Source organism: Sphingobium sp. Z007, assembly GCF_900013425.1.
Classification (GTDB): Bacteria; Pseudomonadota; Alphaproteobacteria; order Sphingomonadales; family Sphingomonadaceae; genus Sphingobium.
This window is the reverse complement of the sequence record NZ_FBXK01000002.1, coordinates 172,502-190,383: the sequence shown is the minus strand read 5'-3', so window position 1 is coordinate 190,383 and position 17,882 is coordinate 172,502. Positions and strand designations below refer to the sequence as shown.

Sequence of the window (17,882 nt, the reverse complement as noted above, 5' to 3'; positions counted from 1 at the left end):
ATGCTTAGGCGCTCAGTTCGGCGCAGGCATAGCAGTTGATCTCCGCGCCGAGCGCGATTTCACGGATTTCGGGTTTCTTCCAAGCCATATCCATCTCCTGACTCTTGTGATGAGCGGAACCAAGGTATACTAGCATTTGCGATCATGCAAGAACTTAGCGGTCCGCCGGGGCCGCTGATGGCTGCCCCGCAGCGGCTCTGTTGCAAAAATCGTGAAGCTTGAGCATGCTTGGCGGAGATTGGACGGACGGAACGATGACGGATTTCAAGTGGCGCCATTTCCAGGGTGATGTGATCCTGTGGGCGGTGCGCTGGTATTGTCGCTATCCGATCAGCTATCGCGACCTTGAGGAAATGCTGGCGGAACGCGGCATTTCGGTCGACCATACGACGATCTATCGCTGGGTCCAGTGCTACGCCCCGGAGATGGAGAAGCGGCTGCGCTGGTTCTGGCGGCGTGGCTTTGATCCGAGCTGGCGCCTGGATGAAACCTACGTCAAGGTGCGGGGCAAGTGGACCTACCTGTACCGGGCAGTCGACAAGCGGGGCGACACGATCGATTTCTACCTGTCGCCGACCCGCAGCGCCAAGGCAGCGAAGCGGTTCCTGGGCAAGGCCCTGCGAGGCCTGAAGCACTGGGAAAAGCCTGCCACGCTCAATACCGACAAAGCGCCGAGCTATGGTGCAGCGATCACCGAATTGAAGCGCGAAGGAAAGCTGGACCGGGAGACGGCCCACCGGCAGGTGAAGTATCTCAATGACGTGATCGAGGCCGATCACGGAAAGCTCAAGATACTGATCAAGCCGGTGCGCGGTTTCAAATCGATCCCCACGGCCTATGCCACGATCAAGGGATTCGAAGTCATGCGAGCCCTGCGCAAAGGACAGGCTCGCCCCTGGTGCCTGCAGCCCGGCATCAGGGGCGAGGTGCGCCTTGTGGAGAGAGCTTTTGGCATTGGGCCCTCGGCGCTGACGGAGGCCATGGGCATGCTCAACCACCATTTCGCAGCAGCCGCCTGATCGGCGCAGAGCGACAGCCTACCTCTGACTGCCGCCAATCTTTGCAACAGAGCCGGCGGGATGATAGTTATGCATCACGCTAACGCATCCTCCTCAGCATCAGCATCGAGCATTCGGCCCATCGCGTAGTAATCGCCAATAACGCCTGATTCTTTATTGGCTGCCACAACATCTCCGCACACGGTATAGCCAAGCCGTTCATAAAATGCGAACGCCCGGTCGTTGCGAACAGCGACGTGGAAGATCAGGAAGAGCAAGCCACGGCGACGTACCCATTCCTCGGCGGACTTCACCAGGCTTGCTCCAAGCCCACGTCCCTGCCACCGTGTCCGGATAGCCAGATCAAAAGAGGCAAATTCTGCAGCGCCTTCGATGCACACGCTCCGTACATCTATGTAGCCGACGAGGTCGCCTATGCGTTGCAGGACGAAGATGCCTCGCTCGCCGGCTACGGCGGCGTTTAGTTCGGCAGTTGTGCGGCGCAGGAGTTCCCCTCGATCCCGGACATCGAAGATCATATGTTCCGCTTCGCGAGCGAGGGCGATCTTCAAGCGTACCAAAGCTTTAGCGTCGTCAAGGTTCGCCGGCCGTAGCTCGCTCCAGCTCTGCTTTCCGCCTACTTGAGCTATCGAACGCGCCGGCGGGAGTGGGCGCGCGTATATTACCTGTGTCATGTGAGGATCTGGACTCCCTGTAACGCGCGCGCGCGCTTTGAGATCGCGAGTTTGCCGAGGGAAAGGTGACCAGAGCGGAAAGCGTGACGTGGGGAAAGCCGCGCCGGATAGCTGAGGCTGCGCGGCCCGTCCGCTTGACGCTGTTCCCGCTTCCAAAAGGCAAAAAGCCCGAGCAGATTCCCCGCGACCGATACAAGATCAACGGCCAAGGCGAACGGTGCGCCAATGAGAAGATTGTGGGCCAGCCAGAAGGGCGCGGCCACGAGAAAGACGATCTTCATCCGCGTCGTTGATCGCTGGGTCCGCGCAATGAAAGAAGATGCACCGCCGCAAGCGGCAAGGCCGGACAGGATTCCATGCCAGGTCGCCACGGTGAGCAACAGCAGCGCGAGCAACGTCGCGCCGTCGAGCGCGAGCTTGGCAACCCGGTCACGAACCACCAGCGCGACGGTGAGCTGCATCAGGGAAAGAACGCATGCGGCCGAAGCGGTAGGCGCGCCGATCAGCGCGAAGTGAAGCGCGAATGCGCCCGCGCCCGCGCCCTGCACCATGAGCGCTCCCCGGCGCGAGGGTAGGAGCGGCCAGCTCACCACGCAGCCGAGACCAACAGCCCCGAATAGGATCGCAGCTAACCCGGTGCTCGCAAACGTTTGATCGAGGAAAAGCGACATGCACGCTCGCGTCGGGGTTGGTCCGGCTTCCACCGTGAAGGAAGAAGGTTAATGTGGCGTTGTCGTCGACCGCTTTCCCATCGCGAGTCCCGGCCACAATGGCATTTGGCTTTTGACGAGGACTGGTTCATTCTGCGTCCAGCGCGGCGCTCTTCCCCTTGGGTTCCGCCCTTGTTTGGACCAGGACAATGGTGCGTGACGCTTTCAAGCTTCTCGCCATCTCGACGTCGCTCGTGCTTTCTGGCTGCGTCAGTCCGCGAGAAATGGCCGCTCGCCATCGGGCGGCGTGTGCGAGCTACGGCTTCCAGCCTGGAACGGAGAGCTATGCGAATTGCCTTCTCCAGCTCGACGTAGGTGATTACGGCTACGGCCATCATAGGGGTGGCGTGCCGTTGTTTCCCGCCCGGCATCAGGCGCCCGCGCCGCCTCCGCCTATCGCCACGCAGGACTAAGGTCGGCTAAAGTTCACTGATGCCCCATCGTCCTGACCTATTGATCTACGCACTTTCGCTCGGAAGCGCAGCGCCCGTGGCGGCTCAGCAGGTGGTGCCCGCCAAACCACGAACCGCCGCGGGTGCGTCGAAGTTCGTCCAGGACATGCTGACCCGCGGCACAGCCGTCGCAAAGCCTTGGCCGGGTTTCGTGCGGAACAGCAGGATCACGAGCGTAGGAGTGAAAGGTGGTTGCCTCGTTACGCTCACGCTCGCCGACAAAAGCGCCCTCAGCGTGAAACTAGATCAGGTGGTTGCGATCCGACCGCTTTACTCGGCCAACGCGCCCCAGGCGTCGGTGGAGATCAAAGGGGGCGCGCAGCCCTACGAGGGTCTCGATATATTCGTCGGGGACAACGACGCGGTGCGCCGCGTCGGTGATGCCCTGGAGTTCATGCGCCAGTCCTGTGATCCATCGGCGAAGACTGGTTTCTAAACCGGCCAGCGGCGTCTCACCGACTTTTGCGAGGGCGGCTTGATCCGCACCCGACCAAGTTGGCCAACACCGTTATAATCTCATTCTAACCGTTGCGCGCACCGTCGTCGGCGCGCCGGGCATGATGTTGTTGTCGTTGTAGGCGGACGAGAAATAATCGCTGTTAAGCAGATTCTCGACGTTGATTTGCGCCTCGATCTGGGGGGTGAGCTTGAAGAATGCGGCGGCATCGACGCGGGTGAAGGCGGGCAGGATGGCGGTGTTGCTGATGGACGTGAAGCTTTTCGACTGGTGGTAGACACCGGCGCCGGCCCCCAAGCGTGGGGTGAGGTCGTAACGCGTCCAGAGCGAAGCCTGTTGTTTTGGAACCAGCGGAACCTCGCGCCCGGCCGGGGCGGCACTCGTCGTTTTGCGAATTGTCGCGTCCTGCAGCGCATAGCCCGCGCTGATCTGCCACTGGGGTGTGATCGCGCCGCTAAGGCCGAGTTCGAGCCCTTTGCTGCGCTGCGTGCCCGTGAGCACCGTCCGTGCGGGGTCATTGGGGTCGGCCGCGCGGGTGTTGGTGCGGTCAAGCTGGTAGATGGCGGCGGTCAGGTTCAGCGTCGGGCGGATATCCCATTTGAGGCCAAGCTCGTAATTGTCGAACCTCTCCGGCTCCAGCGCGGCGCTGGTGACATCGAGCGATGAGAATTGATCCCCCGACTGCGGCAGGAAGGACCGGCTATAGCTGGCGTATATCGAGACAGGTTGCACCGGCTTGAGCACCACGCCCACTCGGGGAGACCAAAGCGTGTCGGTCCGGCGATAGCTCTGCCCGGCAACCAGGTCGTCGACGTTAAGCGTGAAGCGGTCGCGGCGAACGCCGCCGATCAGATCGACATGGTCGCCGATCGAGATCTGGTCCTGCACATAGAAGGCGGCGGCGTCGGCGTTCGTGCGGATTGACCGGTAGCCGGTATTGGGAGTGGTGCGCAGCGTGACCGGCGGCACCGTGATCGGGTCGGCCAACCCGACAAAGACGCGCCGCCCCCCGTTGACGATATCACCACCCCCGAAAAAGCCGTTGATCCGCTGGTTGCGCGTGCGCTGGTCGCTAATTTCGAAGCCAGCGAGCAGCACGTGGCGGACGGGTCCAGTGGTGACCCTCCAAACAAGGTCGTTCTGGTTGAGCAGGTTCTTGCGTGTCGTGGGATCGCTATACGCTTCGAGGCCGACGCTCTGGACGCCGCCGCGCGACGTGACCGGGGTGACCGGAAAGGCGTTCCGATAGAGCTTGTCGTAATCACCATACAGGACCCGACTGGTCAGGGTCAGATTGTCGCTGAAGCGGTGCTCGACGCGCCCATTCAGGACCTTGGCCTCGAAATCGCTGACGTTGAATCCCGGCACACCGAAGAAGGTGTCGCGGGCGCCGGTGAGCGGGCGTGACGGGCTCGTCAGCGAGCCCTGAACGGCCGAGGGGACGCCTCGGTCGATCGTTCGCTTGTCGCTGTTATATTCGAAGCCCAGATCGATCCGAGTCGCACCGCCGAGCGAGAGCGCGACGGTCGGGTTGATCGCAACCCGGCGCCCGTCATAGAAGTCGCGATTGTTTCGGAACTCCTCGTAAACGGCGTTCATCCGGGTGGAGACGGACTCGCTGAGTGGCTGACTGATGTCGGCGTCGACATACCATGCGCCATATGTGTCCGCCGAACCGCTGCCGCTGATGAAGGCGTTGGCGACAGGGCGCTTGGTGACGCGGTTGATTACGCCCCCGCCGCCGCCGCGCCCGAAGATCATCGCGTTGGGACCTTTCAGAACCTCGATCCTCTCTGCATTGTAGAGGCCGCGATAATATTGCACGTCGTCCCGCAAGCCATCGACGAAGAAGTCTGCGGTGCTGCTGTTCCCGCGCAGGATGATCTGATCGCGGTGTCCCTCACCTTGGGAGATTACGGCGCCGGGGACATAGCGTAGTACATCGGCAATAGAGCGCATCGCCTGGTCGTCGATCTGCGTTTCCGTGATGATCGAGACCGCTTGGGGGACATCGTTGAGCTCGGTCGGTGTGCGCGTGGCGGTGCTGGTCGCATCGATCTGATAGCCGTCGCGGACGCCGGTCACGATGATCGTTTGCGAGGTGCTGCCGGGTCCCGGCAGGAACTGGTCTTGAGCCATTGCCGGGACGGTGAGCAGCCCGAAGCCGAGTGCAGTTCCAATACCAAGATTTCTCACCGTTGACCCTTTTGCGAATCTCTCTCACCAACGCAATAGGTGATTTGAGAGTGCGTCGCAATAGCCCTTCGGGGTGGTCGCTGTCGGGCCCGTTGACTTGCTCTCTAAAATATGAGGCCAGCGAAACGGACTACGGCAATGTTACGAAGCCCGACGAGATCACTTATCAGAGCCTGAGTTGGCTTTGCCGTTGCATTACGCCGAACGTCCTCAGCCATGACATGGAAGAGAGCCGAGCCAGTGACGCTCACCGGACGACGATCTTGCCTTTCATGCCGAAAATCGAGTGCATGAAGTGCGAACAATGCACGTCGTAGGTTCCGATCCGGTTGACAACCAGGCGCACGTCCCCGCTTTCTCCGCCTCCCAGATCGACCTCACCCTTGTTGATCGTCGACCGGCTGGCAGGGGCAATACTGGCTTGCTCGAAAAAGGCCTTGGCGACAAAATTGTGGCCGCCCCCTGCCGTGTTAACAAAGCGCAAGCGGTAGGGAACACCGCGTTGAAGCGTGATCGTGGCTGGAACGAAAGCGAAATTCTTCATGTCGATTTCGATCGTCCGGGCGTTCAACCAGTTCGGCGATTGAGCAAAGCCAGGCCCCGCGAGAAGAAGGCCGCAAACAGCGAGGCTTAGCGAGCGCATCGAACATCCCCAGTACAAGCGTATCATAGCACGGATTGAGCCGCAGGCTCATTTGGCCGTTCAAAAGCTGCATCGAAGCGAAAATCCCGAGAAAGGGACGTCAATTCCAACTTCCACGGCGCTAGATTCCGAGCCGATTGGCCTGCTTCGGCGTGCAAGGTGATGTTCATCGAGTAGGTTCGTCGTCGGAATCCGAATGGTGTACATGCAAGCGGGCTCGGTGCGAAACCCGCGTCCACCCAGGCATGCGAGGCAGCTCAAGGATCAGAAGAAGCATCAGAGCGGTTATGACAGCCAGATGATAGATCCCGTACGCGGCGCTTAACCCGACCGCTGCAGACGCCCAGAGCGTAGCTGCCGTTGTGAGCCCCGTCACGCGCCCAGCGTCGCGCAGGATGATGCCGGCGCCAATGAATCCTACTCCAGTAACAATTCCCGCAGAGATGCGACCTTGGTCCCCGATGGCGTTCGACACAAGTCCGAAGGCGCAGGCTCCTAGCGAAGCAGCCATGTAGGTTCGGATTCCGGCTTCCCTGCCGTGGTGCTCACGTTGCCAGCCAATTATGGCACCCAGCAACCCTGCCAGTAGGATGCGCGCTATATCAAGCCACCAGGGAATGTTTTCCGTAAGATACGTCAATGACTACAACCCTTGCTTCATTTTTTTTCGCGAAATTTATCATGAAATCGATCGTCGTAAGAGTAGCTGATTATAATAATCCAGTAGATCAATTAGGTGATCGAGATCCGTACGAACTCTTCCTGCTGCATCCAGGGTTGCCGAACGTAACTGTACGGAATCCCGCGCCAACAGGCGCAGGATCGCCGCTGCGCAGGATTTCGCGTCACGCGCATTATAGGATTCGGAATGGCTTGGTGCTGCAAATTCCGCTGACCCTCCCTCGTTAGGAACAATCAACGGCAGCCCTGACGCGATGGCTTCTAAGGCAACGAGACCAAAAGGTTCGGTATCCGATCCGTGCACGAGCGCATCTGCGCTGGCCAACACGGATGCAAATCGCTCACGCTCGAAGATCGGCTTAAACAGCCGGATGTGGGGATTGCCAGCGACGCGGCTGAAGATTTTGGGTCGATCGACGCCGTCGCCAAGGAGGATGAGCCCAATAGGTGCCGATTGGCCGGCTTGTTCAACCGCATCAATAACCATCGGCCAGCGCTTCTCCGGGTGATGCCTCCCGACCCCGATAAGTAAATGCGCACAAGGCGGAAGGTGGCACTCGCCCAGTAGCGCTGCCCGTAGTTGTTCATCTCGAAGATGCGGGGCGAAAACGCCGCCTTCCACGCCGAGCGGAAGCGGTGCATCGACCTGAAGTCCGCGGCCGGAATACCAACGGTCGAGCGTCCTGCCATTCGTGACAAAGGCATCGAACCTGTCGAGGAAGTGAGCAAGGTAGCGGGTGTACCACCCAAACCAACTCTCAACTTTTTGCCGCGAGGCCAGTCGTCCCACCCAACGCTGCGCGTAGGCAGTCATATGGTCATTGTGTGCGAAGAAGACTTTAGCCGCGGGCGCTCTCCAGTTGGCGACGATCCATGCGGGGCGAAACGGCGAGCTTGTCTCGACGACGTCGGGATTTAGTTCATCGAGCAGTGCCGTTACCGGAGCCCCATCCCAGAACATCCCGTAGCTTCGGTCGAACGGAAGGCGGGGTGCGGCTACCCAGAAAACGCGCCCCCCGCCGGGGCGGTGTTCGAGACGATACTCATGGCCGGGTGCGATGACAATAAGTTCGTGACCAAGATCAGCCAGGAGTCGCATTTTCCGGTCGATGTACGTTCGAACCCCACCTCCTGTCGGGCAGTAGTACTCATTGACATCAACGATCCGCATTTGAATCGACACGAGCAAGTGTTCTAGCCACTAGCAAGGTTTGCACTATAAATAGGCAAATCAGCGCGGCGCCGATGAATCCTACCAGAGCGTCTAGTGCCGGTATCGTCCAGATACGGTCTCCGCCGGGCTCGATTGCCATCATCGCAATCGTCAACAGGATCAGGAAAAGGCGAAGCTCGGTAGGACCCATTGCGAGATAGGACAGTCGCAATTCGCCCATCACTCGCGCCGCGAGGAATGTGTGAACCGACATCAAGAGGTAACCGGCCAGCGCGACCATGGCGATGTTCATGGTCACGTACGGGGAAAGGCCGATCCCGGCCACGATCATCAGATTTGCCATCCCGTCACAACTGTGATCGATGAAGTATCCGTAGGAGGGGCGCTCGATCTTACGATACCGCGCGAGGCTTCCGTCCATTGAGTCCCCAAACCATTGAACGACATAGCCGGCGAGGGACAAAAGTAACCAAAGGTGGCCAAGATTGCTCGCAATGTAGCCGCCAAAAACCATTGTGGCTCCAATCATGCCGATGGCGGTCAGGCGATCCGGCGTGATGGAAGCAGGCATTCGGGCGCAAAGCCATTGGAGAACCCGTCGTTCGCTCTTGGCAAGCCAATTCTCTTGTATGCGGCGTAGTTCGGAACGAGCAGGAGAGCCATGCATCATGGGAAAACCGGGAGCGTACGGCGCGTGATCGGTTGCGGTGACGTTCGCCCATGCAGAGCGTCAATCTCCGCCTGGCGGCCTTCCAGATAGTTCCTGCGCGAAGCAGCATACGGGTCCGGCGTGTCTTTCAACTCGCGAAGTTGTGAGTCGAACTGGACCCGGTAATCAAGCGACCCAACGATGCTTGCTGGAACCGTGTAGGTGGGCTGGTTGAACGGCTGGCCGAACGCCGACGGAAGAACCATTCGGTCGATACCAAGGCCGATGAGGTCTCTGACGGTCGTAGGGCCGATCAGCGGAAGGAACAGAAAGGGGCCGGGCTTTACGCCGTAATAGCCCAGTGTGTTGGCAAAGCCGTTCGATCTACGAGGTAGTTTGAACGGTTTTTTCCGGGCGACATCGATCATCCCGGCGACGCCGACCGTTGTGTTGATCGCAAACCGTCCGGCCGTCTCGGCCGCCTTGCCGGGTTTGAGCTGAACGAGGAAATTGAGGAATGCAACCGGTTCAGCCAGATTATTGAAGAAATTGCGGATTGCCCCACGAACCGGGCCAGGCAAGGCGCGTTGATAGGTCATCGCCACCGGCGCGACGACCGCCTTGTCAACGGTCTGGGTGATTGCAAATGCCTGTGCGTTGACAGCTTGCAACGGATCTCCCGGCGCATGACCCGGTCGAGCAGTGACCACAATGTCATTGTGTTCGACCGTCTGCTGCTCGGCGCCAATATCTATCGGCAAACCTTCCTCCGGTGACGACGGTGGCGTGGGAGCCTCAACGGGGTTTGCCGACGTTGCTTCGCCTTCGGAGCCTATAGCCGGTACCTCTTGCGGCACATGGCCGACAGGTGCCGTTTCTTGAAAAAGCACCGGCACGATCGCCATCTGATCCAGCATTACTGGAGGAGGCAGAAACAGTGCCGCAGCCACGATAGCAGTGCCCAACTCATAACCTTTCGACAGGAAGAGCTCACCTGGGCGTTGCAAGTCCACCGCCTTTGGGCCATCCTCTGCGAATGAGACGCCGCCGCAGGACGCAACCGCACCTGCCGAAAAGCCGGGACTGATTTTTTGCCTCCGAACGCCCCTGGAGAAAAAGGTAAACGGGAGAAGCTCGTCCACGCCCCGCAATCCGGTCTTGCCGCCGTGTACGAAGCGTACCGTCCGGAGCTTCTGCGCTTTCTGGTCACGCGCACAGGCGATCCGGTCGAAGCGGAAGACGTGCTTCAGGAACTCTGGCTGCGAGTTCATGCGGCCGGCGGCAGCCCCGTCGCAAATGGCCGCGCGTATCTCTACCGCGCAGCACAGAATCTTGTGCTAGACCGGATGCGGGAGAGGCGCCGACGCGCGACGCGCGACCGTGACTGGTCAGACGCGGAGTATGGGGCTGCCGGCCTAAGCGAGGCAGCCGATCCGCGCCTGAGCGCCGACCAGGCAATGGAGGAGCGGGAGCGCTCGGCAAGGCTGGAGATCGCTATCGCGGCGATTCCGCCCGCAGCCGGCCGAGTGTTCCGGCTTCACAAGCTCGATGGGCTACCGCACGCGGACGTTGCCCGAGAGCTCGGTATAACGCGCAGCGGCGTGGAGAAGCACATGGCAACCGCGATGGCTTTTCTTCGCCGGACGCTGAAGGACTGAGGCGGGATGGCTTGCTCGGCGTCTTACATTCGAACCAGGAGGCTGTCGGTGTGCTCCGTCGGCGGCGATGCGCAATGACCACGACAGAGGACATCTACGAGCAGGCCGCGCTGTGGCATCAGGGACAGCATCGCGACGACTTTGACTGGGATGGCTTTACTCGCTGGCTAGCTGCGAATCCTGAGCATCGTGCGTGTTATAACGAGATTGCGCTGCTTGATGAAGAGATCGATCGCCTACGGCCCGCTCTTCTTCCGCGCGCGGTCAAAAACAAAGGCGCACGCAAATGGCTGCGCTGGCGCATCGTCGCGGGCGCCGTTGCAGCCTCGGCCGTGGCCATCGTATCACTGCCGCTTCTGCGCTTTGACGCGCCGACCCCCTCGCCGACCTATCGCACTGCCGCCGGCGAGATGAGGTCTGTGACGCTACCAAGCGGTGCGAAAGCGACACTGGCACCGGGATCGACATTGGTTGCCAATGCCGACAATGCCCGCCACGTGCGGTTGACCGGGACCGCGTTCTTCGAAGTGCGCCACGATTCTGCTTCGCCCTTCACTGTCGAGGCAGCCGACTTCCTCGTCAAAGATGTCGGCACCCGGTTCGATGTCTCTTTGGAGAACGGTGTACTCAGGGTCGCGGTTCAGGCCGGGACCGTGTCGGTGAGCTCGGTTCGGTTCGCTCAACCCGTAGTGCTAGACGCGGGCAAGGCGCTTTTCGCAGACCCGGGACGCGGTGTGGTGGAGATCACTGCCCAGGCGACCGAGGCCGTCGGGAGCTGGCGGCAGGGTCGGCTCGTGTATAATCGCGCGCCGCTCGGGCTGGTCGTCGCCGATGTGTCGCGCTACGCAGGACGGCGGGTGGAGATCGGCCGCGACATGGCCCGCAGACGCTTCTCTGGCGTCATCACGATCGAACCGGGCGCGTCAGCCATCGACACGCTCAAGCAGCTGACGGGGTTGGATGCGAAAGTGGAAGGAAGCACTGTGCGTCTCGTCCGTGGCGCTAGCGACTAGCGTTGCCGGACCGGCAGCGGCTCAGGAGCGTGTCCTTCTGATCGACGTCCCCGCTGGTACGCTTGAAGCGATGCTCGCCGCGCTCGCCACTCAGACGAAGACATCGTTCGCGCTCGATGCTCCGCTTCCGCGGCACCGGGTGATCGCGTTGCGAGGCCGGATGACGATCGATGCCGCATACGCGCGGCTATTGGCAGGCACTGGCCTGTCCGCCCGCCGCGTGGGACCCGCGACCTTTCGGATATCGGCTGCCCCCGCCGCCCCGAACGCCGGCCCGACAGCCGCCAGCGCAGATCCAACCGTTTCATCGGACATCATCGTCACCGCCAGGAAGATGCGCGAGTTGCTTTCGCAAGTGCCGGGACCGGTCACGGTCCATGTACTGGATGGAAGCGCCGCCGCGGGCTCGGACGCTGGCACGTCGGCGGTGGCGACCCAGGTTCAGGGATTGATTGCTACGAATGGCGGGCCAGGTGCGAGCCGATTGTTCTTGCGGGGCATAGCCGACAGTCCGTTTATCGGCTTCGGACAATCCCCGGTGAGCGTGTACCTGAACGAGGCCCGGATCACTTACGACGCGCCCGATCCCGACTTCCGAATGGTTGATGTGGATCGGGTCGAGGTACTGAAGGGACCGCAGGGGCCGCTTTACGGCACGGGAGCACTGGGCGGCGTCTATCGCGTGATGACCATTGCGCCCGATTTGGTCCGATTTGCCGGCCGCTCTCGCCAGCGTCTCGCCGCCCTACTTGGTCACGGCGTCGGCGGGTCTGTCGAGGCAGTCGTCAACTTGCCCGTGCGTCAGAATCAGACCGCCTTGCGGTTGGTCGGCTACGCCGACGTCGCTCCAGGCTGGATCGACAACGCTGGAGGTCGCTCGGACGTCAACCAAACGGTCGTGCGCGGCGCTAGAGCGTCGCTTCGCGTTCTCCCGCGTGAGGGTTGGACCTTTGATTTCGTCGGTGCCGGTCAGAGCATCCGCGCGCGCGACAGCCAATATGTGGATCGCGACAGGGAGGAATTGACACGGGGGGACCGGCTGCGGGAGCCGCGGTCGAATGACGTCGTGCTCACCTCGGGGGTCTTGCAAGGCGAGCTCGGGTCACGTGTCCTAACCGTTTCTACAAGCCTCGCTACGCAGTGGACGCTTAAGGTTGACGACGCGAGCAGCGCGGCCGCGGTCCTCGGTCTGGTCGCGCCGCTGCGCTATGCCGAAACCCGCACATATCAGGTATTTGACCAAGAAATCCGCCTTGCGAACAAAAGCGGCCGAACGCCCTGGGCATTGGGCGTTTCGTACCTCTCATCCCGAAGCAGCGCTCGCGGCCGTGCATCGGAGGCCGGCCCGGTGGTCGCAGAATTGTTGGATGCTTCAAGAAGCGTCACCGAAACGGCCATGTTTGCCGAGGGTAGCCGGCCGCTTATCGACGGTCTTCGCCTCGGCCTCGGCCTCCGCGTTTTCCGCTCAACCGTCAAGGAGGACCGCGACGATGACGGCGGAACCGAAGTTCGGGCCAAGACTTCGTGGGGCGTCTCGCCCAGTGCGACGCTGTCGTGGTCGCCCTCATCAGTCTCGCTAGCCTATCTTCGCGTGGCGTCTGCGTTCCGGCCGGGAGGTCTTGATCCGTCGAACATGGAAACCCGCCGGTATGACGCCGACCAGTTGGTAGCTTTTGAAGCTGGCTTTCGACAAAATTCAATTAACGGCCGACTTCAGTTTGAGCTTGGCGCGTTCAGCTCCTTATGGTCGGACGTTCAATCGGACTATCTCCTCGATACCGGCCTTGTAGCCACGCGCAACGCTGGCGACGCAAGGATTCTCGGCGGCGAACTGACCGTCCGGTGGCGGCCGACGGCGGCTTGGTCCTTCGTCGCGGGCGCGTCCGGCCAGCGGGCTCGCCTTATTCGCGGTATCGACGGTGCCGATCTGGAGCGTGACCCGCGCCTTCCTGTTGTGCCTGGCGTGTCCGGCCACTTCGAGGTGCGGCATTCGATTAATGCTAGTTCCTGGCAGGTGTCGCCTACAGTAACCGGCCGCTACGTGGGGCGGTCTAGGCTGAGCCTGGACCCGGGACTCGATCGGCGGATGGGCGGGTTCGCCGAGTTCGCGGCGGGGCTCGAGGTCCGCAGGGGACCGTTCGCGGTGGAACTGTCCGCGACAAACATCTTCAATGCGCGGGGCGACACACTTGCCTTTGGCAATCCCTTTTCGGTACGCACAGAACGCCAGTACACACCCGCCCGCCCACGCGCCTTCGCGATCTCACTATCTCGCGACTTTTGAAGGCCGTGCAGGTCCGCTCGTTTCTAGCAAGCGGACTGCGGATTTGTTCGGCCGCGGCGTCTTCAGACAATAGACATTATTCCAGAGCGGTCGGGAAAATTGATGACGCGAGCAAGGACGCTTCCCAGCGCACCAAGTCATGCGCTGGTGATGTATCAGTCTGAGCTGGGGGCTTGCCGCTCGCATCGGAGCGGTGGCGGCGATGATGGTCGTGGCTCTATCGCACGAGCCATGCGACCTATAGCGGAACGCTATCTGCGCGCGATGCCACCTTTGTGTCGGCGTTCGAGCCACGCGAATTGTCCGGGGCCTGTGGCAATGGACTTCGATTTTCGGGACCTAACTAACATGAACATCGGGCCTTTGGGCTTGCCCATCAAACCGAGTACGCTGCCAGCCACGCTCAGGACGCTTCAGGGCGTTGTCCGGCCCCGCTTCACCCGTTGGGGTAGCCTTGCGTTCTCGCTAGCGATTCTTGCCGCCGTTGCATTTCAGCTGCGCTCCATCGATTTCATAACTCTCACCACCTTAGTACCGACGAGCGCTCTGTTCTGGTTGGCGTTTGCGGCTTCCTACCTAGCTACACCGGTGTCCGAGTGGGCGATCTTCCGGGGGCTATGGCGCTTGCCCGTCGTTGGTCTGCTTCCGTTGCTTCACAAGCAGGTGACCAATAATCTTGTCCTGGGCTACATGGGAGAGACGCAGTTCTATCTTTGGGCAAAACGCCGGGCTGAGATGGTCGCGTCGCCATTTGGTGCCGTAAAGGATGTCGCGATTCTGTCCGCGCTTGCTGGCAATGTGGCGACGATCGCCGTACTCGCTCTCGCCTATCCCATGTTCCTTGAGTTGAGGACCGGAAGCGTCGGAACCGCGATTGTCGGGTCTGTGTTTTTCGTGATGGCCGTGTCGATCGGTATCACCGCATTCGGACATCGAATGTTCACGCTTCGTCGTCCTGTGCTGATCCGCATCTTCGTCGTCCATCTCCTGCGCATTGCGGCGACGGTGACGCTCTCCGCGCTTATGTGGCATCTCGTTGTTCCCGACGTCGCAGCAGGAAGGTGGATATTGCTGGCGAGCGTCCGCCTGATGATGTCGCGCCTTCCGCTAGTCCCCAACAAGGACGTCGCGCTCGTGGGCGTTGCTGCCCTTTTCGTTGGCCAAAATCTGGAGATCGTTGCTGCGATCGTACTCGTCACAGGTATCACGGTCGCGGCCCATGTCCTCGTGGGTATCGTACTTGGATTCGTCGCACTCGCGCCCGAGACCTACCACTATAAGCGTCGTATTCGCGCTCACGCGCAGGCATGTCGCGAGCCGGGTCCTGTTTACGATGCCAAGCGGTCGCCGCCGATGCTTAAGGACCAACTCATCTAATAAAAATCTCACAATAATGAGAATATCTATGAAATATAGATTGAGGTGGATACCCGGACTTGCAACAGGTGCTATCGCGGTCGCGATAGGAACATTTGTTCATGGTTGGTATACCGGTCACTGGAGTGGATTGGTAGGAGAGTTACCGATCCGGGCCGCTATCATGATGCCTTTCTTTGTGTTAATTTACCCGTGGATTTCATCAAGTGAAAAATTCTGCGCGAAGAAGTGAGATCTGCGGAGGCTCAAGAAGGCCTTGCAAGTCATTGCGCTTATCGGGAACCTGAAGCTGGGGCGTACGACATGAACTCAGTGAATATGTCAGTTTTGTAAGTCGGTGTCGGCAGAAGCGGGGCATTTCCGCCATTGCCGTTTCCCGGAGTGCCACAGTCGGTTTCGCAGCCATCGAAGTGAGTGGCAGCAGCCGGCATTTCGATCGAAGTCGGCGTCGGCGGATGGTCCATAAACCGTGCAGAGAAGTGGCAAGCGGCTCTTATACACAAAGAGTCATCTGGTTTCGTCGTGCAGCATGGCCGGTTCTCAGCCAGCGGCCTGTTGTGGGGCCCAGATCAAATGCACCTCCCCTTGAACCGCCTTTGAAACGCGGCTACTCGGCCTCGAATCGCGTAACAGTATAACACCGCGCGGACGCAATATTCTTCAGGCAAGGCGATGGGAATGAGAACCAGGGCGGTGCTTTTAATCGGGATTTCTCTTGTTGCGATCAGCGGCAACGCGGTCGCGCAGAGCGCGTCTACCGCAATGCCGAGCAGCAAAACCGATGCCGCGAACGCGCCGACCGCTCAGGCGACTGCGCCTAGGCCATCCCGCCCGGAGATACCCGCTTCGGACCGCGACATCATCGTCACCGCCCCACTCCAGCAAAGCGAAACCGACGTCCTTCAGGGCACATCGGTGCTGAAGGGTGAGGCGTTGACCCGAGACTTGCGCCCGTCACTTGGCGAGACGCTCTCGCGTCTGCCGGGCGTGTCGGCGACCTCCTTCGGCCCTTCGGCGTCCCGGCCCATCCTGCGCGGTTTCCAGGGCGAGCGCATCCGCGTGCTGACGGACGGTATTGGCGCGATCGACCTGTCCAATACCTCCGTCGATCATGCGGTGGTCATCGACCCGCTCCTGGCCGAGCGCATTGAGGTGCTGCGCGGGCCATCGGCGCTGCTGTTCGGCTCGTCTGCGGTGGGCGGGGTGGTGAACGTCATCGACACGCGCATTCCGCGGACCCGGCCCGAGAACGGCTATCGGCTGAATGGCATCGCCACCTACGGCTCGGCCGCGAACGAGCGTTCGATCGCCGGCGCTGCTGACGTGGCGGTCGGTCCCTACCTCGTGCTCCACGCCGACGGCTCGTATCTCAAAGCCGACGACCTCAGGATCGGCGGCTACGCGCTATCGCCAGCGGCACGCGCTGCTGCGCTCTCGCAAGTCGGCTTGCCGCAAGACGTGGCACCAGGCAAGGACCCGATCGACTTCGCGGCCTCCGCTGCTATCCGAGGCAAGCTCCCCAACACCGCCGCCGAGACCTGGACGGCGGGCGTCGGCGCGTCGATCATCACCGACACGGGCCAACTTGGCGTAAGCTACAGTCGTTACGACAGCCTCTACGGCGTGCCGATCCGCTATGCGACCGAGGTGGGCCAGGCGCAGGAGTCGCCCCGGCTCGATGTCAAGCAGGACCGGGTCGACTTACGCGGCGAAGTCGAGACCGGGGGCGGGTTCCTCGACCGCATCCGCATCCGCGCCGGCCATGCCAGCTACCGCCATTTTGAGCTGGAACCGTCCGGCGAGATCGGCACGGCGTTCTACAGCAAAGGCACCGAGGGGCGACTGGAACTCCTTCAGGCAGATCGCGGTGGATGGCAGGGCGCGAGCGGTGTCCAATATTTCAACCGTTCGTTCAACATCGAGGGTGTCGAAGCCTTCCTGCCCCGCAATGAAACCAATCAGACCGGCATCTTCACGCTTCAGCAGTATAATGCGGGGCCGTTTCATGCTGCGGCCGGCGCTCGTTACGAGTGGAGCAACCAGACCGCCAAGACCGTGGGCAGTGACCCGAGATTCTTTGGCGGGAAGCGCAACTATGGCGCGTTCTCCGGCTCACTGGGGGTCGGTTACGGCGTCACCGACGCGATCCGCATCGGCCTGAACGGTTCATATACCGAGCGCGCGCCGTCAGCCGAGGAGCTGTTCGCAAACGGGCCTCATGCCGGCACACAAGCTTATGAGCTGGGCAACCCGGACTTCCGGCTGGAACGGAGCTATGGGATCGAGGCGACGCTTCACGTTCACGGTGAGCGCCTGAGCTTCGACGCATCCGCCTATTACAACCGCTTCAACAACTATATTTCGGAGCAGCAGGTCGACCAGGTTGTATGCGAGGCTGCGGCCGCACCGTCAGGCCGCGAGGTCGACCTGCCCTGCTTTCAGTACCAGCAAGCCGGCGCGAGCTATTGGGGCATCGAAGGCGATCTTTCGGCCAAGCTGTTCGAGGTGGGCGGCACGCGCATCAACGCCGACCTGCTCGGCGATTATGTCCGGGCCACCATCATCGACCGCGGCCCCGTGCCGCGCATCCCGCCGCTTCGTCTACTCGGCGGTCTGGAGGCTCAGGGCGACAAGTTCACCGCGCGTACCGAGGTGGAGCGCGTGTTCAAGCAGGACCGTATCGCCGACTTCGAGACCACTACGCCCGGCTACACCTTGGTCAACGCCAGTGTGAGCCTCAAACCCTTTGCCAACAGCAGCAGGACTTCGCTCTTGCTCAGCGCCAACAATATCTTCGACGTGGTTGCACGCCGTCATTCTAGCTTTCTCAAGGACTTCGCGCCGCTCGCCGGTCGCGACATCCGGGTCTCGCTAAGGTTCGGCCTCTGACAAAGA

16 protein-coding genes are annotated in these 17,882 nt (G+C 61.1%); 7 read left to right on the top strand and 9 right to left on the bottom strand.

Annotated elements, in window-relative coordinates; all coding sequences use genetic code 11:
- Positions 1-4 precede the first annotated feature (4 nt).
- Complete coding sequence (pqqA, locus tag CEQ44_RS06290) at positions 5-88, bottom strand: pyrroloquinoline quinone precursor peptide PqqA (RefSeq protein ID WP_125999890.1); 84 nt, start codon at positions 86-88, stop codon at positions 5-7.
- A 166-nt stretch (positions 89-254) separates the two neighbouring features.
- Between pqqA and CEQ44_RS06285 the strand changes: the two genes are divergently transcribed.
- Complete coding sequence (locus tag CEQ44_RS06285; protein WP_088181946.1) at positions 255-1,019, top strand: IS6-like element IS6100 family transposase; 765 nt, start codon at positions 255-257, stop codon at positions 1,017-1,019.
- 74 nt (positions 1,020-1,093) lie between these two features.
- Here the strand turns inward: CEQ44_RS06285 and CEQ44_RS06275 are convergent, their stop codons facing one another.
- Positions 1,094-1,693: a GNAT family N-acetyltransferase gene (locus CEQ44_RS06275; protein WP_066764259.1), complete on the bottom strand. Its 600-nt coding sequence runs from the start codon at positions 1,691-1,693 to the stop codon at positions 1,094-1,096.
- Positions 1,690-2,364 (bottom strand): YgjV family protein, encoded by a 675-nt coding sequence (locus tag CEQ44_RS06270; RefSeq protein WP_076605473.1) that lies wholly within the window; start codon positions 2,362-2,364, stop codon positions 1,690-1,692. Before CEQ44_RS06270 ends, CEQ44_RS06275 begins: the two co-directional genes overlap by 4 nt.
- Positions 2,365-2,892: 528 nt before the next feature.
- Between CEQ44_RS06270 and CEQ44_RS06260 the strand changes: the two genes are divergently transcribed.
- Positions 2,893-3,291, top strand: coding sequence for a hypothetical protein (locus CEQ44_RS06260; RefSeq protein ID WP_004212919.1), 399 nt, complete (start codon positions 2,893-2,895; stop codon positions 3,289-3,291).
- Between the two features lie 72 nt (positions 3,292-3,363).
- Here CEQ44_RS06260 and CEQ44_RS06255 read toward each other — a convergent pair whose 3' ends face one another.
- The 6 genes from CEQ44_RS06255 to CEQ44_RS06230 form a co-directional block, all read right to left on the bottom strand.
- Positions 3,364-5,451: a TonB-dependent siderophore receptor gene (locus CEQ44_RS06255; protein ID WP_088181945.1), complete on the bottom strand. Its 2,088-nt coding sequence runs from the start codon at positions 5,449-5,451 to the stop codon at positions 3,364-3,366.
- Between the two features lie 304 nt (positions 5,452-5,755).
- A complete protein-coding gene (locus CEQ44_RS06250) occupies positions 5,756-6,151 on the bottom strand; it encodes a cupredoxin domain-containing protein (RefSeq protein ID WP_197419094.1) in 396 nt (131 codons plus the stop codon).
- 166 nt (positions 6,152-6,317) lie between these two features.
- Positions 6,318-6,791, bottom strand: coding sequence for an MgtC/SapB family protein (locus CEQ44_RS06245; RefSeq protein ID WP_051121504.1), 474 nt, complete (start codon positions 6,789-6,791; stop codon positions 6,318-6,320).
- Between the two features lie 39 nt (positions 6,792-6,830).
- Complete coding sequence (locus tag CEQ44_RS06240; RefSeq protein WP_088181944.1) at positions 6,831-8,003, bottom strand: glycosyltransferase; 1,173 nt, start codon at positions 8,001-8,003, stop codon at positions 6,831-6,833.
- Positions 7,990-8,577, bottom strand: coding sequence for a CDP-alcohol phosphatidyltransferase family protein (locus CEQ44_RS06235; protein WP_217894981.1), 588 nt, complete (start codon positions 8,575-8,577; stop codon positions 7,990-7,992). Before CEQ44_RS06235 ends, CEQ44_RS06240 begins: the two co-directional genes overlap by 14 nt.
- Before the next feature lie 95 nt (positions 8,578-8,672).
- Positions 8,673-9,668: a VacJ family lipoprotein gene (locus CEQ44_RS06230; protein ID WP_241229492.1), complete on the bottom strand. Its 996-nt coding sequence runs from the start codon at positions 9,666-9,668 to the stop codon at positions 8,673-8,675.
- Positions 9,669-9,746: 78 nt separating this feature from the next.
- On the opposite strand from CEQ44_RS06230, the gene CEQ44_RS06225 reads away from it, so the two are divergent.
- The 5 genes from CEQ44_RS06225 to CEQ44_RS06205 all read left to right on the top strand — a co-directional run bounded on the left by CEQ44_RS06225 (position 9,747) and on the right by CEQ44_RS06205 (position 17,876).
- Positions 9,747-10,313: an RNA polymerase sigma factor gene (locus CEQ44_RS06225; RefSeq protein ID WP_254913861.1), complete on the top strand. Its 567-nt coding sequence runs from the start codon at positions 9,747-9,749 to the stop codon at positions 10,311-10,313.
- A 74-nt stretch (positions 10,314-10,387) separates the two neighbouring features.
- Positions 10,388-11,326, top strand: a complete 939-nt coding sequence (locus CEQ44_RS06220) for a FecR domain-containing protein (RefSeq protein ID WP_088181941.1) — start codon at positions 10,388-10,390, stop codon at positions 11,324-11,326.
- A 70-nt stretch (positions 11,327-11,396) separates the two neighbouring features.
- A complete protein-coding gene (locus CEQ44_RS06215; protein ID WP_176400180.1) occupies positions 11,397-13,610 on the top strand; it encodes a TonB-dependent receptor in 2,214 nt (737 codons plus the stop codon).
- 318 nt (positions 13,611-13,928) lie between these two features.
- Positions 13,929-14,987 (top strand): hypothetical protein, encoded by a 1,059-nt coding sequence (locus CEQ44_RS06210; protein ID WP_088181939.1) that lies wholly within the window; start codon positions 13,929-13,931, stop codon positions 14,985-14,987.
- Between the two features lie 678 nt (positions 14,988-15,665).
- On the top strand, positions 15,666-17,876 hold the full coding sequence (locus CEQ44_RS06205) for a TonB-dependent receptor (protein WP_254913862.1): 2,211 nt from the start codon (positions 15,666-15,668) through the stop codon (positions 17,874-17,876).
- Positions 17,877-17,882: the final 6 nt, after the last annotated feature.

Excerpts from the sequence above, each read along its gene's own strand:
- CEQ44_RS06210 (WP_088181939.1), top strand. The coding sequence starts at position 13,929 with ATGGACTTCGATTTTCGGGACCTAACTAACATGAACATCGGGCCTTTG.
- CEQ44_RS06285 (WP_088181946.1), top strand. The coding sequence starts at position 255 with ATGACGGATTTCAAGTGGCGCCATTTCCAGGGTGATGTGATCCTGTGG.
- CEQ44_RS06250 (WP_197419094.1), bottom strand. The coding sequence starts at position 6,151 with ATGCGCTCGCTAAGCCTCGCTGTTTGCGGCCTTCTTCTCGCGGGGCCT.
- CEQ44_RS06205 (WP_254913862.1), top strand. The coding sequence starts at position 15,666 with ATGAGAACCAGGGCGGTGCTTTTAATCGGGATTTCTCTTGTTGCGATC.
- CEQ44_RS06215 (WP_176400180.1), top strand. The coding sequence starts at position 11,397 with ATGCTCGCCGCGCTCGCCACTCAGACGAAGACATCGTTCGCGCTCGAT.
- pqqA (WP_125999890.1), bottom strand. The coding sequence starts at position 88 with ATGGCTTGGAAGAAACCCGAAATCCGTGAAATCGCGCTCGGCGCGGAG.
- CEQ44_RS06240 (WP_088181944.1), bottom strand. The coding sequence starts at position 8,003 with ATGCGGATCGTTGATGTCAATGAGTACTACTGCCCGACAGGAGGTGGG.
- CEQ44_RS06255 (WP_088181945.1), bottom strand. The coding sequence starts at position 5,451 with ATGGCTCAAGACCAGTTCCTGCCGGGACCCGGCAGCACCTCGCAAACG.
- CEQ44_RS06235 (WP_217894981.1), bottom strand. The coding sequence starts at position 8,577 with ATGCCTGCTTCCATCACGCCGGATCGCCTGACCGCCATCGGCATGATT.
- CEQ44_RS06275 (WP_066764259.1), bottom strand. The coding sequence starts at position 1,693 with ATGACACAGGTAATATACGCGCGCCCACTCCCGCCGGCGCGTTCGATA.
- CEQ44_RS06220 (WP_088181941.1), top strand. The coding sequence starts at position 10,388 with ATGACCACGACAGAGGACATCTACGAGCAGGCCGCGCTGTGGCATCAG.
- CEQ44_RS06270 (WP_076605473.1), bottom strand. The coding sequence starts at position 2,364 with ATGTCGCTTTTCCTCGATCAAACGTTTGCGAGCACCGGGTTAGCTGCG.